Source organism: Rhizobium sp. 01N48 (genome assembly GCF_056399145.1).
In genome coordinates this window covers 504,399-520,181 of sequence record NZ_JBFTQT010000003.1, presented here as the reverse complement: position 1 = coordinate 520,181, position 15,783 = coordinate 504,399, and the positions used below count along the sequence as shown (strand labels likewise).

General features: G+C 63.6%; 12 protein-coding genes. 2 read left to right on the top strand and 10 right to left on the bottom strand.

Annotated elements, in window-relative coordinates; all coding sequences use genetic code 11:
• Nucleotides 1–10 precede the first annotated feature (10 nt).
• The 6 genes from AC1DOG_RS08950 to trpS all read right to left on the bottom strand — a co-directional run bounded on the left by AC1DOG_RS08950 (nucleotide 11) and on the right by trpS (nucleotide 4,121).
• Nucleotides 11–511: a GNAT family N-acetyltransferase gene (locus tag AC1DOG_RS08950; protein ID WP_197067305.1), complete on the bottom strand. Its 501-nt coding sequence runs from the start codon at nucleotides 509–511 to the stop codon at nucleotides 11–13.
• On the bottom strand, nucleotides 508–1,167 hold the full coding sequence (gene tsaB / locus AC1DOG_RS08945; RefSeq protein ID WP_477927415.1) for a tRNA (adenosine(37)-N6)-threonylcarbamoyltransferase complex dimerization subunit type 1 TsaB: 660 nt from the start codon (nucleotides 1,165–1,167) through the stop codon (nucleotides 508–510). The genes AC1DOG_RS08950 and tsaB overlap by 4 nt, the downstream gene beginning before the upstream one ends.
• Nucleotides 1,168–1,264: 97 nt before the next feature.
• Complete coding sequence (locus AC1DOG_RS08940) at nucleotides 1,265–1,831, bottom strand: NifU family protein (RefSeq protein WP_018898193.1); 567 nt, start codon at nucleotides 1,829–1,831, stop codon at nucleotides 1,265–1,267.
• Between the two features lie 110 nt (nucleotides 1,832–1,941).
• Nucleotides 1,942–2,433, bottom strand: a complete 492-nt coding sequence (locus AC1DOG_RS08935; protein WP_026282946.1) for a universal stress protein — start codon at nucleotides 2,431–2,433, stop codon at nucleotides 1,942–1,944.
• A gap of 88 nt (nucleotides 2,434–2,521) precedes the next feature.
• Complete coding sequence (locus tag AC1DOG_RS08930) at nucleotides 2,522–2,953, bottom strand: cupin domain-containing protein (protein WP_113198698.1); 432 nt, start codon at nucleotides 2,951–2,953, stop codon at nucleotides 2,522–2,524.
• A gap of 103 nt (nucleotides 2,954–3,056) precedes the next feature.
• Nucleotides 3,057–4,121 (bottom strand): tryptophan--tRNA ligase, encoded by a 1,065-nt coding sequence (trpS, locus tag AC1DOG_RS08925; RefSeq protein WP_477927414.1) that lies wholly within the window; start codon nucleotides 4,119–4,121, stop codon nucleotides 3,057–3,059.
• Between the two features lie 975 nt (nucleotides 4,122–5,096).
• On the opposite strand from trpS, the gene AC1DOG_RS08920 reads away from it, so the two are divergent.
• Nucleotides 5,097–5,525, top strand: coding sequence for a YcbK family protein (locus AC1DOG_RS08920; RefSeq protein ID WP_477927462.1), 429 nt, complete (start codon nucleotides 5,097–5,099; stop codon nucleotides 5,523–5,525).
• 21 nt (nucleotides 5,526–5,546) lie between these two features.
• On the opposite strand, the gene murJ is transcribed toward AC1DOG_RS08920, so the two are convergent.
• The 4 genes from murJ to mutS all read right to left on the bottom strand — a co-directional run bounded on the left by murJ (nucleotide 5,547) and on the right by mutS (nucleotide 13,185).
• Nucleotides 5,547–7,130, bottom strand: a complete 1,584-nt coding sequence (gene murJ / locus AC1DOG_RS08915) for a murein biosynthesis integral membrane protein MurJ (RefSeq protein WP_112943831.1) — start codon at nucleotides 7,128–7,130, stop codon at nucleotides 5,547–5,549.
• Nucleotides 7,131–7,177: 47 nt separating this feature from the next.
• Complete coding sequence (locus AC1DOG_RS08910; protein WP_477927413.1) at nucleotides 7,178–10,075, bottom strand: [protein-PII] uridylyltransferase; 2,898 nt, start codon at nucleotides 10,073–10,075, stop codon at nucleotides 7,178–7,180.
• A gap of 109 nt (nucleotides 10,076–10,184) precedes the next feature.
• Nucleotides 10,185–10,460, bottom strand: a complete 276-nt coding sequence (locus AC1DOG_RS08905) for a hypothetical protein (RefSeq protein WP_112943833.1) — start codon at nucleotides 10,458–10,460, stop codon at nucleotides 10,185–10,187.
• Nucleotides 10,461–10,464: 4 nt separating this feature from the next.
• Nucleotides 10,465–13,185 (bottom strand): DNA mismatch repair protein MutS, encoded by a 2,721-nt coding sequence (gene mutS / locus AC1DOG_RS08900; protein ID WP_477927412.1) that lies wholly within the window; start codon nucleotides 13,183–13,185, stop codon nucleotides 10,465–10,467.
• Between the two features lie 124 nt (nucleotides 13,186–13,309).
• Between mutS and AC1DOG_RS08895 the strand changes: the two genes are divergently transcribed.
• Entirely contained in the window at nucleotides 13,310–15,592 is a 2,283-nt protein-coding gene (locus AC1DOG_RS08895; RefSeq protein ID WP_477927411.1) for an NADP-dependent malic enzyme, read from the top strand.
• The last annotated feature ends 191 nt before the right edge of the window (nucleotides 15,593–15,783 follow it).

Sequence of the window (15,783 nt, the reverse complement as noted above, 5' to 3'; positions counted from 1 at the left end):
CAAGACGGAACTAGCGAAGAATGCGCTTCATGACAAGCGCCGTGGACACCTCGCCATTGGCGTCCTTGTAGTATCCACGGCGTTCTCCGACCTGGTCGAAACCGAGCTTGCGGTAAAGGCCGAGTGCCGCGACGTTGCCCTTGTCGACCTCGAGGAAGATGCTTTCGCCGCCGCGCTGCTTTGCCTCGCGCATCGCCGCCTGCATCAGCCGCCATCCGAGACCCGACCGCCCGACCTTCGCCTGCACGGCGATCGTCAGGATCTCGGCCTCGCCGGCAACCTCACGCGCCAGGACAAAGCCCGGCAGCGGCTTTTTCAGGAAGGCGTTGGTCTGCCGTGCCACGAAGCCGAAGACATTGCTCTGGCTGAGCAGGCTGTAGAACTCGCCATCGCCCCAGGGGCGGGCGAAGCGCTCGCCGTGCAGGGTCGAGACCGCATGGCAGTCATCGGCATCCATAGGGATGATTTCGAATTCCGGCTTCAGCGACAGATAGGATTCCAGCATGGTCATACTCGCGCAATCGCAAACCCGGCCTGCGGTTTGGCGTCGGGTCCGCGCAGATAAAGTGGCTTCGGCTTTCCGGAAGAGGGATCGGCGGCAGCGGCAAGGCGCGCCACGATGGAGATGGGGAAATGGTTGGCGTGTTCGCCGGTGGCGTCAGGCCGTAGCAAGGGCGTCGCCGAGCCGGTGATAACGCCGTTGAAGGAGGCCGCGAAGGCCTGTGCGTCCTCGACGGTCACGGCCCTGGCTTCATCGAGCGGTGTGCCGTCACCGTCAAAGGCCTGCAGATAGATCTCGTTGCGCTTGGCATCCATGGCGGCCAGCACCTGTCGGCCCGGCGAGCGCTCACGCTCGGCCTCGGCCATGACCGCAAGCGTCGTGATGCCGACGGCGGGAACGCCAAGCGAAAGGGCAAAGCCACGGGCGGCGGCGACGCCGACGCGGATACCGGTGAATGAGCCCGGACCGATAGTGACGGCAACACGCTCGACATCGGACAGCTGAACGCCCGCCTGATTCAGCGCGCGGTCGACTATTCCCATCAGATGCTCTGCATGCCCCTTGCCGATCATGTCCGATGCCTCCCCCAGCACCGTATTCCTGCTGCTGTCATAGACAGAAGCAGCGCAATCCACACCTGCGGTGTCGAGCGCCAGTATGATCATGGCATCTATTTCCGAATAAACCGTTCCTGACCTGTCCATACATCGCAAAACGCCGCGTTTGCAAACGCCGCGTCGTCGCGAATGTCGGTTCAGCTCGTCAGACGGCTTCGACTTCCTGAACTTCCGGCACGAAATGGCGCAAAAGGTTCTGGACGCCGTGCTTCAGCGTTGCCGTCGAGGACGGGCAACCCGCGCACGAGCCCTTCATGTTCAAATAGACGGTGCCGTCCTTGAAGCCGCGGAAGGTGATGTCGCCGCCATCCTGGGCAACGGCCGGACGCACGCGCGTCTCCAGCAGTTCCTTGATGGTCAGAACGATCGTCTCGTCGCCCTCGTCGAAGAATTCGCCATCGGCATCGGCTGCTTCACCAAGCACGGAGGAGGCGCCCATGACCGGCTTGCCGGACATGAAGTGCTCCATGATCGAGCCGAGGATGGCGGGCTTCAGGTGCTGCCACTCCTGGTCCTCCTTGGAGACGCTGATGAAATCATAGCCGAAATAGACACCGGTGACGCCGTTGATCTCGAACAGGCGCGCGGCGAGCGGCGATGCAGCCGCTTCCTCGCGATTGCGGAACTCGGCGGTGCCGCTCTCCATGACGATCTTGCCCGGCAGAAACTTCTGCGTGGAAGGGTTCGGCGTGGCTTCGGTCTGGATAAACATGGTGCTCTCCGTGCTGCAGGCGCGCGCCCGCGACGTATTTAGAATTCTTCAAAAGTAGAAATAAGCCGTTTGGCCTCGCTATTCAAGAGATTGATACTCAAGAAAGCGCTTTATGCCAACGCGTCCAGTTCCTCATCGCTCAGTGTATCAGGCAAGACGGTGACGGGGATGGGAAAGGCCGCACCACGGCCCGCGACCGATGCCACCAATGGGCCCGGTCCCTCCTTGGCGGAGCTTGCGGCCAGCACCAGAATGGCGATGTCGCGGTCGTCCTCGATGACGGCGTTGATCTGCTCGGCAGCACCGCCCTCGCGGATGACGATCTCCGGCTCGATGCCGATATTCTCGCGCACCAGTTGGGCGGACTTGGCGACGACCGCTTCGGCTTCCTCGCGTGCTTCGGCCCGCATGATCTCCTCGACCCCCAGCCACTGCTGGAAGTCGCCGTCGGGGATCACGTAGACGAGCACCAATCCGCCATTGGAATTCTTGGCGCGCCGGCCGGCATAGTGGACGGCGCGCTGGCATTCGGGCGTGTCATCGATCACGGCCATGAACTTGCGGCGGTGACCTTCGAGCCGAGAGAGTCGTTTTGATACCATGGGCGCGACTCTGACACTTGATCCGGGAGATTTGCAAGTCCCCGTTTTGCCGCAAACTGTCCGCTCACCGACAGGTGTTGGGCCGAGGCTATCGTGGTGCTGCAACGAGCCCGTAAAGCAGCATGATTTCCTTCACATGCTCGATGTCGGGCTTGCCGATGACGTTGATGGCCGATGCGATCTCCTCGAAGAACCGCCTGCCGATCAGCCCCGGCGTCATCGTGATCAGCGCACGTGCCGTTTCCTGGTGCAGGTTTTCATGGGTGTGGACCACGCCGCGCGGAATGAACACCGTGTCGCCGGCCCGCACCTCGCAGCGCTCGCCATCGACCGTCGTCGTCATCGTTCCGGAGAGACCGAAGATCACTTCGTCGACATCTTCGTGATAATGCGCCGCCGGCACGCGCGACTGGTAGGGGACCACGAACTCGAACATGACCATGCTGCCCGCGCTCTGGTCCTCATCGACCAGCAGCCGAACCTCCATCATGCCAATCTGAATGAGGTTCCGGTTGCGCATCTTGGCCTCCTCATGGCTCTGAGGAGAGTACGCCGCAGTCCAGCCTTCGACAAGCCTGGGGTATCGATAGGCTCGGGCGGCCGAAGCCGCCCGGCTGTTGCTGCTAGTAGAGGAAGCCGACGATGTCGCGGACTTCCTTCATCGTCACTTCGGCGCGGGCGCGTGCCCGCTCGCCGCCATCACGCAGGATCGCGTCGATATGGCTGGTGTCGGCCATCAGGCGGCGCATCTCGGCGGTGATCGGCGAGAGCACCTTGACCGAGAGGTCGATCAGCGCCGGCTTGAACACCGAGAACTGCTGTCCGCCGAATTCCGCAAGCACCTCGGCCTTCGACTTGTCGGCGAGTGCTGCGTAGATGCCGACGAGGTTGTCGGCCTCCGGGCGGCCCTGCAGGCCGTCGAGTTCGCTCGGCAAGCCATCCGGATCGGTCTTGGCCTTGCGGATCTTCTTCGAGATCGCATCCTCATCGTCCATCAGGTTGATGCGCGACAGATCGGATGGGTCCGACTTCGACATCTTCTTGGTGCCGTCGCGCAGCGACATGACGCGCGGCGCCGGGCCGTCGATCATCGGCTCGACCATCGGGAAATAGGCATGCACCGGCTCCTTGCCGACGGTGATATCAACCCCGTATCCGGCCTTGCGGATATGCTCGGCGTAATCGAGGTTGAATTTCATCGCGATGTCGCGGGCAAGTTCCAGATGCTGCTTCTGGTCGTCGCCGACGGGAACATGCGTTCCGCGATAGACGAGAATGTCGGCGGCCATAAGGCTCGGATAGGCGTAGAGACCGAGCGAGGCCTGCTCACGGTCCTTGCCGGCCTTGTCCTTGAACTGCGTCATGCGGTTCATCCAGCCGATGCGCGCCACGCAGTTGAAGATCCAGGCGAGTTCCGCATGCTGCGGCACGGCCGACTGGTTGAAGACGATATGCTTCACCGGGTCGATGCCGGAGGCAATGAAGGCGGCGGCGATCGAGCGGATCTGGTTCGGCATGTCCTCATGCACCAGCTGCGCGGTCAACGCATGCATGTCGACCACGCAATAGATGCAGTCATTGCCGTCCTGCAGCGCCACGAACTTGCGGATCGCGCCGAGATAGTTGCCGAGATGGAGATTGCCGGTCGGCTGAAYGCCCGAAAAGACCAGTTTCTTGAATTCGTTCATCATGTCCTCGATTAGGCTTGTGGAGGGCCCCAGGGCCAACGGCCCATGTTGCTAACGTCGCGGCTTATGCACGTCGGATGGCTTGTGATCAAGGGGTTGTGGTGGATGAGATCGGAGGTGTTGCGGCTGGGATCCGGAAAGGCGGCGAAGATGCCTTCGTGCTTGTGGCGAAGACCCCTCCCAACCCTCCCCACAAGGGGGAGGGCTTAACCTGTGGCGCCGCCGAAGCTACGATTGGCTTGAGAGGCCGCCACGAGTCTTCTCCCCCACCTGTGGGGGGAGATGCCGGCAGGCAGAGGGGGGTAACACACGGCAAAACCTCTCGATCATTCACTTCACACTCCACATCTCCCAAACACACCAAAACCCCACGCGGCCTCTCACCCGTGTCTCCATCATTCCAATCTTCACTCGGACGGGGCGCTGGAAATCACCTCGATTGAGTAAGTAGGATATGGCGCTTCCCAGCGCCCCGTTCGGCGGTTTATGCCCGCGACTTCGATCTCTCTGCCTTCTCGCCCAACTTCGCGGCGAGACCATGTGTGCCTCACAGGCACGTCCGGGCTCAACTCAGGCCCGTCTTGCGACAGGACCCGCCGTCCCCGGAGGGAGACCATTTTCCGCGGACCCGGGTCATGAGGTTTTGCGTCCTACCCTCACGCTCCGCGCCGGTCCCGCCTCGCCGGCACGCCTGCCAATGTATCCGATGACGGGACGCCGACAGTGTAGGGTGGGGTTTTCGAGGCGGGGAAAATCGACGATACGTTTTTTGTGCACATGCCCAGGCGCCCTCGCGAAAAGGGCAATTCATACTTCATTTTAGGTATCTTGAATGTAGTAATTCGACGTAAAATAAGGCATCTACCTGATATACTAGGTAGGAGTTTCCTTAAATTGGCCATTTTTGAGGAGAGTTTTTCCGCCCGCAAACGCGAGCGCCGCCTTTTGCGGCGCTCCCAACTGGGGGACGACATGATGCATCCTGCATTCTCAATCGCACTCGCCGGCTTGTTCAGCCTCTCCAGCCTCAATGGCGCCACCGCCCAGAATGTTCGAAAACTCTCGATCGGGCCGCTGAAGAAAAATGAAACGCTTGCCTATAGTCTGCAGACCGTCAGTGTCCGCGCCGGCTGCTTTCCGCCGAGGCTGAGGGGTATCCTCACCTATATTGCTGACAAGACGGGCCGCCGCCCGCTGGTCACCTCGGGGCTGAGGGCGCATTCCGGCCGCTCGCATTCGCAGCACCGCCATTGCGCCGCCGCCGACATCCGCGTGCCCGGGGTTTCCGACAAGACGATCATCGCCATTGCCGCGCAGGCGCCCGGCATCGGTGGCATCGGCCGCTATTGTAACGGCATCATCCATGTCGACATCGGCCCGAAGCGCCGCTGGACGCACTGTTGAGCCAAGCCGGCCGGAGGCGGCTCAGCCGTCGGTCTTGGTAACCGCCGGCTTGCGGTTGAGGTTGCGGCGGATCATGCCGAGGTTCGCGCCGCCGATCAAAAACGCGGTGGCGAAATAGACGACCATCGAGATGCCGATCAGCATGCCGAGCGTGCCGACCTTGGTGGCAAGCGAAGCGCTCGAGGCAAGCCATGGCTCCCAGCGGTGCTGGAGATACATGATGACGGCGCCCATGACGGCGGCAGACACGACGAGCAGCGCCGTGCGCCGCGCCAGCGCCCATTCCCATGTCAGGTGGCCGCGCCTGAGCAGCGTGGAGAAGAGAAGAACCGTGCTGATCCATCCGGCCGTGGCTTCCGCGACAGCGATCCCGGGCGCGCCGAGATAGGGAAACAGCGTCAGCGCGGTGGCGCAATTGACGCCGACGGCGACGGCCGAAAAGCGCATCGGCGTCTTGGTGTCCTCGCGGGCGTAAAAGCCCGGCTGCAGCGCCTTGATCAGCACGAAGGCCGGCAGGCCGATGCCGTAGATCGCCAGGATCGAGCCGACGATCATGGTGTTTTCCTGGTGGAACGCGCCGCGCTCGTAGAGCACGCGGATGATCTCGTCGGAGAGGATCCACAGCGCGAAGGCGGCGGGGATCGTGAGAAACATCACGAACTCGATCGAGCGGTTCTGCAGGTTGCCGGCTTCGCGAAGGTTCCCGCCTTTCAGCGCCCGCGCCAGTTCGGGCAGAAGCACGACGCCGACGGCGACGCCGACCACGCCGAGCGGCAGCTGGTAGATGCGGTCGGCATATTGCAGGGCGGCGATCGCGCCCTCCTTGCTGGAGGCGATCGCCTGGCCGATCATCTGGTTGATCTGCGTGATGCCGCCGGTCACCGCGGCGGGGACGGCAAGGATCAAAAGGCGCTTGACGTTGGGCGTGATCCTCGGAAAGCGGATGCCGATGCTCATACCCGCATGCAGCACGCCGAAATAGACGACCGCGAGCTGCAGGACGCCCGCGACCAGCACGCCCCAGGAGAGATACCAGGCGGTTTGTAGCGGTTCGGCGCCGGTATAGAGCGCGTAGAACAGCGCGCCGATCATGACGACGTTCAAGAAGACGGGCGCCACGGCGGCGGCGAAAAAGTGATGCAGCGAGTTCAGCATCCCGCTCATCATCGCCGTCAGCGACATGCACATCAGATAGGGAAACATCACCGCCGCCATGCGCACGGTGATCGAGAATTTCTCCGGATCGTCGGTAAAGCCCGGCGCGATGATGAAGCGCACCAGAAGCGGCATCGAAAGTTCCATCACGATGGTGATGAGAAGCAGCACCGAGAACAGAACGCCGAACACTTCCTCGGAAAAACGCTTGGCGCCGTCAGTGCCGTTCGCCTCGATCTCCTTGGCGAAGAGCGGCACGAAGGCGGCGTTGAACGCGCCTTCGGCAAACAGCCGGCGAAACAGGTTCGGAAAGCGGAAGGCCGCGTAGAACACGTCGGCCATCGGCCCGGTGCCGAGCGCTGCCGCCATCAGCGTTTCGCGGGCGAAGCCGAACAACCGGCTGCCCAGCGTGGCGCCGCCGACGGTGGCGAATTTCTTGACGAGGCTCATGCGGACGCTCTCATGACGGTTGCTTCAGACGGATCGGCCGGACCGGCTCAATCCGCCGTCTCCTGGGTGGGGCCGGGGGTGCGTGGTGTGGCCGCCGGCGCGATCATGCCTGATGGCATTCGCTCGCGCAGCTCGTCCTGCTCTTCGGCGATCACGGCCTTCATCCGGGCGGTGATGTTGGAGCGCTTGCTGTCGCCCGATATCTTCTGGCCGACGAGATCGGTGACGTAGAAGGTGTCGATCACCTTTTCGCCGAAGGTCGTGATCCGCGCCGACTGGATGTCGAGCGACAGATCCGACAGCACGGCCGTCACCTCGGACAAGAGGCCCGGACGGTCGAGGCACTCGACCTCGATGACGGTGAACTTGTTCGACAGGCTGTTGGAGATATGCACCGAAGGCGGGATGAAGAAGGCCTTGCTCTTCTTGCGGTTCTTGGTGCGGGTCGCGATCACCTCGGGCAGCCGCTTGCGGCCGGAAAGCACGTCCTCGATCATCCGCCCGATCGTGCCGGCGCGACGAAGCTCGTCGGCATCGTCCTTGAACTCACGGCTGACATGGATGGTGTCGAGCGCCCGGCCGTCGGAGGTCGTGAAGATCTGCGCGTCGACGATGTTGGCGCCTGCCGCGGCACAAGCGCCGGCGATGACGGCGAGCAGGCGCGGGTGGTCGGGCGAGAGCACGGTGATCTCGGTGATGGCATGGAAGCTGTCGGTGCGCACCATCGTCGCCAGCGCCTGGCCGGCCTTGTCGGCCTGGCGGATGAAGCCGGCATGGCGCACCTGGTCTTCCAGCGGTACCGAAAGCAGATAGGGCTGGTAGTGCAGCTTGCTGTAGATCTTGCGATCCTTCTGGCTCCAGTCGGCAAGCGCGTTGAACAGCGCCTCGGCGGCCACGGCAGCGCGCTCCTTGCGCGACACCTCGGAGAAGCCGCCGGCAAGCAGAAGCTCGGTCTCGTAATAGAGCGTGCGCAAGAGCTGACCCTTCCAGCCGTTCCAGACGCCCGGGCCGACGGCGCGGATGTCGCAGACCGTCAGGATCATCAGCATCTTCAGCCGCTCGAGCGACTGCATGCGGTCGGCGAAATCGGTGATCGTCTTGCGGTCGGTGAGGTCGCGCGTCTGCGCCACCATCGACATGGTCAGGTGCTCTTCGATCAGCCAGACCACGGTGTCCGTCTGCTTGTGCGACAGGCCGAAGCGGGCGCAGAGCTTGCGGGCGACGCGGGCGCCGGCGATCGAGTGATCCTCCTGGCGGCCCTTGGCGACGTCGTGCAGCAGCACCGCCACATAGAGCGCCTCGCGATCCTCGATCCCGGGCATCATCTTGTTGGCGAGCGGGTGCAGCTCTTCGGCCTTGCCCTTGTCGATCTCCGAGAGCACGTCGACGCTGCGCAGCAGATGCTCATCGACAGTGTAGTGGTGATACATGTTGAACTGCATCATCGCGACGATCTTGCCGAACTCGGGAATGAAGCGGCCGAGCACGCCGGCCTCGTTCATGCGCCGCAGGATCAGCGCCGGGTCGCGCTTCGAGGTCAGGATCGAGAGGAACAGCCGGTTGGCTTCCTCGCTCTCGCGCACGCTGTTGTCGATCAGGCTGAGCGAGCGCGTCACGCGCTTCAGCGCATCCGGATGGAATTCGAGGCCGTTGATATCGGCCACATGGAAGAGCCGGATGATGTTGACGGGGTCGCGCTTGAACACATCGGGGCTGGCGAGCGCGATGCGGCCGCGATCCTCCATGAAGTCCGTGCTGCCGGCGATCTTGCGGGTGCGGTGGGTGAAGCGGCTGAGCACGCCCGAAAGCCCCGGCGTCGATTTCGCCTGCTTGTCCTCGAGCGCGGCGCAAAGGATGCGCGTCAGGTCGCCGACGTCCTTGGCCACCAGGAAGTAGTGCTTCATGAAGCGCTCGACGGCCGAAAGGCCGGGGCGCGAGTGATAGTCGAGTGCTGCCGCGATCTCGCGCTGGATGTCGAAGGAGAGCCGTTCCTCGGCTTTGTTGGTGAGGAAGTGCATGTGGCAGCGCACGGCCCAGAGGAAGTCGTCGGCCTTTTCGAACAGACGATATTCGTGCTTGGAGAGAACGCCGAGCGCCACCAGTTCGGCGGTGTCGCGCACGTGGTAATAATATTTGGAGATCCAGAACAGCGTGTGCAGGTCGCGCAACCCGCCCTTGCCCTCTTTCACGTTCGGCTCGACGAGATAGCGCGTGTCGCCGGCCTTGCGGTGGCGCTCGTCGCGTTCGGCAAGCTTGGCGGCGATGAATTCGGGGCCGGTGCCGGTGACGATCTCCTTGTCGAAGCGGGCCTCGAGCTCGGTTTCGAGCGAACGAAGGCCGCAGATGTAGCGCATTTCGAGGATCGCCGTGCGGATCGTCATGTCGGACTTCGACAGCGCGATGCACTCTTCGACGGTGCGCGTGGCATGGCCGACCTTGAAGCCCATGTCCCACAGCATGTAGAGAATGAATTCGACCGCCTTGTGCGTCTCCTCCGCCGGCTTCGGCTGGAACAGGAAGAGCAGGTCGATATCCGAGCCCGGCGCCAGCGTGTCGCGGCCATAGCCGCCGACGGCGGTCACCGAGAACTTGTCCTTCTGCTTGGGAAAGACGTGGTCGGTGGAAAATTCGTAGAGAACGGTGATGATCTGGTCCTGCAGCCAGGAAATCCGCCGCGCGCATTTCAAGCCGCTGCCGTCGGCGGACAGCAGCTCGCGGGCCTTGTTGCGCCCATCCGTGCTGGCCTTCTTGAAGATACCGAGCAGATCGGAGCGCATCGCGTCCGGCCGGTTCTTGTTGGCCTCCACCACGGCGTCGCACTGCTTGCGCAGATAGTCGGTGTCGAGAATGTCGGAGAAATCGATATCGTTCGTCGGCGCCATGCGCTGGGCGGCTTCCTGTTCGCGCGGCGCGGCCATCTGCTGCGCCTCTCGTTTCGTCTGCATGCGCTATAGCCTCTTTGCCCGCAATTTGACACGGGCTTTCATACTGCAAGAACCTTTAATTTTGGCGAAAAGGTGATCGTTAGCCGAGACGGCATACGAGGCGGCCGGCTTAGGCGGCGATCTGCTCGTTGACGGAATAGAGCACCTTGCGGTTTTCGCTGGCGATCTCTTCGAGCATCTCCTTGTCGCATTCGCGGTAGCCCGCCTTGGCGATCGATGCCGTCAGATCCGATATGCGCGAGCAACAGGCGATGATCTGCAGCAGCCCGAAGGGCGAGGCCCAGCCGCGCGGATTGCCGTGTTCGTCGGCAAGGCGAAGCGCCTCGATCGCCGTGAAGATATTGGCGAGCAGCTGCGTTTCGCGAAGCAGGCGGTCCATGAACATGCGCCTACCCCTGCTTCAGCTTCTTCTTGAGGTCGTAGAGCGCGTCCAGCGCTTCGCGCGGCGTCATGTCGTCGAGGCTCATGTTCTTCAAGGCTTCGTCGACCTTCGAGGGGCCGCGCGCCACATCCTCGCGCCGCACCGCCACCTGGAACAGCGGCAGGTCGTCGATCAGCTGGCTCGCCGGGTTCGTGCGGTCGGCGTCTTCGAGCCGCGTCAGCACATCGCGGGCGCGGGCCACGACGGAGGCCGGCAGGCCGGCAAGCCGCGCCACCTGGATACCATAGGAGCGGTCGGCAGCACCGGGGCCGACTTCGTGCAGGAAGATCACATCGCCGTCCCATTCCTTCACGCGCATCGTCGCGTTGGAAAGCCGCGCCAGCTTTTCCGACAGCACGGTCAATTCGTGGAAGTGCGTGGCAAACAGCCCACGGCAGCGGTTGGCCTCATGCAGATGCTCGACCGATGCCCAGGCGATCGATAGGCCATCGAAGGTGGCGGTGCCGCGCCCGATCTCATCGAGAATGACGAGCGAGCGGCTGGTCGCCTGGTTGAGGATCGCTGCGGTCTCCACCATCTCGACCATGAAGGTCGAACGCCCGCGCGCCAGGTCGTCGGAAGCGCCGACACGCGAAAACAGCCGGTCGACGATGCCGATATGCGCCGAGGTGGCCGGCACGAAGCAGCCCATCTGCGCGAGGATGGCGATCAGCGCGTTCTGGCGCAGGAAGGTCGATTTACCGCCCATGTTTGGGCCGGTCAAAAGCCAGATCGCGCCATCCTTGCCGTCTCCCTCGGGCGAGAGGTCGCAATTATTGGCAACGAAGGGGCCGGTGGATTGGCGGCGCAGCGCCTGCTCGACGACGGGATGCCGCCCACCCTCGATGGCGAACATGGTCGAGCCATCGACCAGCGGCCGGCAATAGGCCTGCTCATCGGCAAGCAGCGCGAGGCCCGCGGCGACGTCGATGATGGCAAGCGCCCGCGCGCCGGCCTTGATGGTTTCTGCCTCGGCCACGACAGCCGCGCTCATGCGGTCGAAGGCGGCAAGCTCGATCGACAGCGCCTGGTCGGCGGCGTTGGCGATGCGGCTTTCGAGATCGGCAAGCTCGGTCGTGGTGAAGCGCATGGCGTTCGCCATCGTCTGGCGATGGATGAACCGTGCCTTGGCCTCGGGCGTGTCGGTCATCGGCCCGGCATTGCCCGCCGTCACCTCGATGAAATAGCCAAGCACGTTGTTGTGCTTGATCTTCAGCGACTTGATGCCGGTCTCGTCGGCATATTGCAGCTGCAGCCCGGCGATCACCCGGCGCGACTGGTCACGCAGCGCGCGCACTTCGTCCAGCTCCGAATTGGCGCCGTCGCGCAGGAAGCCGCCATCACGCTTGAGAAGCGGCAGCTCGTCGCCGAGCGTTTCGCTGAGAAGTGCCGCCACCTGTTGCGGCAGGGCGATGAGACCCGCCAGCGCATCCGCCAGTTCCTCGGGCAGCATCGCGGTTTCCAAGAGCCGCGCCACGTCGGTGGCCGCGTTCAGCCCCTGCCGGATCGCCGCGAGATCGCGCGGGCCGCCGCGCTCAAGCGCCAGGCGCGAAAGCGCGCGCGGCATGTCGGGCACGTGCTTCAGGAGATCACGCAGGTCGCCGGAAAGCGACGGCTCCTCGATCAGGAAGCCGATCGAATCCAGCCGCTCATTGATGCGCGCGGGATCGGTCAAAGGCGACATCAGCCGCTCGGCGAGCAACCGCGCGCCGCCGCCGGTCACGGTGCGGTCGATGGCTTTCAAGAGCGATCCGTTGCGGTCGCCGGAAAGCGTGCGTGCAAGCTCGAGATTGGCGCGCGTCGCCGGGTCGATGAAGAGTGTCGAGGCGGCACTTTCGCGCTCCGGCTTGCCGAGCGGCGGCCGTTCGGCGATCTGCGTCTTCTCGACATAGGCAACGGCCGCTGCCGCCGCCGCGAGTTCCGAGCGCGAGAAGGTGCCGAAGCCATCGAGCGTCGAGACGCCGAAATAGCGCGCGATCCGGCCCTCGGCCGTAGCGCTGTCGAACAGCACGGATGGCTGCGGCACGGCGGTGCGCCCCAGCACGTCGAACACCGGCTTCAGCTCCGGATCATGGAACATCGTATCCGGCACGATCAGCTCGCGCGGATCGATCCTCAGGATATCGGCAAGCAGCCGCGATGCCTCGGTCTCGGCCAGACGGAAAACGCCGGTGGAAATGTCGATCCAGGCAAGCGCCATCAACGGCTCGGAGGCGCCGCGAATACGGGTCAGCGCCATGAGATAGTTCGATTCCGAAGGCGAAAGCAGCTTTTCCTCGGTGATCGTTCCCGGCGTCACCAGGCGCACGACGTCGCGTTTGACGACCGACTTGCTGCCGCGCTTCTTGGCCTCAGCCGGGTCCTCGACCTGCTCGCAGACCGCCACGCGGAAGCCGAGCCCGATCAGCTTCTGCAGATAGTCGTCGGCGGCATGAACCGGCACGCCGCACATCGGGATATCCTGGCCCATGTGCTGGCCGCGCTTCGTCAGCGTGATCCCGAGCGCGCGCGATGCATCGAGCGCGTCTTCGAAGAACAGCTCGTAGAAATCGCCCATGCGGTAGAACAAGAGCGAATCCGGATTGTTCGCCTTGATCTCGATGAACTGCTCCATCATCGGCGTGGCCGAGGCGCGGCTCTCTTCCGTTGCAAGCTCGGCAGCCGAAAAGGCTTCGTGTCTCAAGGTCATTCGATCGTTCACGGAGGTTCGGTTCATCCCAAAAAAGAGGTGCCAACCCTATCCGCCCGCCGCTATACATGACAACCGCCATTGAGGAAGAGCAAGGCGTCACCCACAAGACGTTGGAGGAAAAATGCCCGATACCGAGAAGAAGCCGCGGCCGGTCACATCAGTCACCGACAACGAAGCCCTTGAGTTTCATGCCATGGGCCGTCCTGGAAAGCTGGAGATCACACCGACCAAGCCGATGGCGACGCAGCGCGATCTGTCGCTTGCCTATTCGCCGGGTGTCGCAGTGCCGGTCAAGGCGATCGCCGCCAACCCGGAAAGTGCCTACGACTACACGACGCGCGGCAACATGGTCGCCGTCATCTCCAACGGCACGGCCATTCTCGGCCTCGGCAATCTCGGCGCACTGGCGTCGAAGCCGGTCATGGAGGGCAAGTCCGTCCTCTTCAAGCGCTTTGCCGATGTCGACAGCATCGATCTCGAGGTCGATACCGAAAACGTCGACGAGTTCATCAACTGCGTCCGTTTCCTCGGCCCGTCATTCGGGGGCATCAATCTCGAAGACATAAAGGCGCCCGACTGTTTCATCATCGAGCAGCGCCTGCGCGAGCTGATGGACATTCCCGTCTTTCACGACGACCAGCACGGCACCGCGATCATCGCCGCGGCCGGCCTCATCAACGCGCTGGAGCTGACCGGCCGCGATCTGAAGACCACCAAGCTGGTCTGCAACGGCGCCGGTGCGGCCGCGATCGCCTGCGTCGAGCTCATCAAGGCGATGGGCTTCGCGCCTGAGAATATCGTTCTCTGCGACACCAAGGGCGTCATCTATCAGGGCCGCACCGAGGGCATGAACCAGTGGAAGTCGGCGCATGCGGTCAAGACCAAGGCGCGCACGCTGGAAGAAGCGATGAAGGGCGCCGACGTCGTCTTCGGCCTGTCGCAGAAGGGCGCTTTCTCGAAGGATATGATCCTCTCCATGGCCGATCGCCCGATCATCTTCGCCATGGCCAATCCCGATCCCGAAATTACGCCCGAGGAAGTGGCCGGCATCCGCGATGACGCGATCATGGCGACCGGGCGCTCCGATTATCCCAATCAGGTCAACAACGTCCTGGGCTTTCCCTATATCTTCCGCGGCGCGCTGGATGTCCGTGCCACGACGATCAACGATGAGATGAAGATCGCGGCCGTGAGAGCGCTGGCGAGCCTTGCCCGCGAGGATGTTCCCGACGATGTCGCCGCCGCCTATCAGGGCAATCGTCCGCGCTTCGGGCCGCAATACATCATCCCGGTCCCCTTCGATCCGCGCCTCATCTCCGCCATTCCCGTGGCCGTCGCCCAGGCCGCGATCGACAGCGGCGTTGCCCGCCGGGTGATCACCGATATGGCGGGCTATGCCCGCGAACTCTCGGCACGCCGCGATCCGATCGCCTCCACGCTGGCGAGCCTCTACGAACGCGTCCACCGCCGCCCGAAGCGGGTGGTGTTCGCGGAAGCGGAGGAAGAGCAGGTCATGCGCGCCGCCATGTCCTACGCCAACCAGGAGCTCGGCACCGCCATCCTGCTCGGCCGCGAGGATCTGATCAAGGCGACCGCCGAGCGTGCCGGCATCGATCTCAACCGCCCCGGCCTCGAGATCGTCAACGCTCGCATCTCCACCAGGGTGGAAGCCTATATCGACTATCTCTACGCCCGCCTGCAGCGCAAAGGCTATCTCCACCGCGATGCCCAGCGCCTGATCCACAACGACCGCAACCACTTCGCGGCCTGCATGGTGGCGTTGGGAGATGCCGATGGCATGGTGACGGGCATCACCCGCAACTATTCGACCGCGCTCGAGGATGTTCGCCGCTGCATCGACGAGAAGCCCGGCCACCGGGTGATCGGCGTGTCGATCGCGCTCTGCCGCGGGCGCACGGTCTTCGTGGCGGACACTGCGGTCCACGACATGCCATCCGCCGAGGAGCTTGCCGATATCGCGGTGGAGGCCGCCGGGTTCGCGCGCCGCATGGGCTATAATCCCCGCGTCGCCATGCTCGCCTACTCGACCTTCGGCCATCCCTCCGGCGAACGCTCCGAGCGCGTCCGCGAAGCCGTCGCCATCCTCGACCGCCGCCATGTGGACTTCGAGTATGACGGCGAGATGGCGGCGGATGTGGCGCTGAACCGCAAGGCGATGGAGCAATACCCCTTCTGCCGCCTGTCGGGCCCCGCCAACGTGCTGGTCATGCCGGCCTTCCACTCGGCCTCGATCTCCACCAAGATGCTGCAGGAACTCGGCGGCTCCACCGTCATCGGCCCCATCCTCGTCGGCGTCGACAAGGCGGTGCAGATCACCTCGATGGGGGCGAAGGACAGCGACATCGTCAACATGGCCGCGATTGCGGCTTATACGGGGTCGTGAGGTGATTGTAGGGTGAAGTGGTTATGGGTGAGGATGTGCCGCGTGGCCCCCTCATCTGGCTGCCGCCATCTTCTCCCCGCTGGGGAGAAGGGATGTGTGGCAGGCCGCTCGCCCCAATCTCTCCCTTCTCCCCAGCGGGGAGAAGGTGGCCCGAAGGGTCAGGTGCAGCTTGCTGCACCGGGGATGAGGGG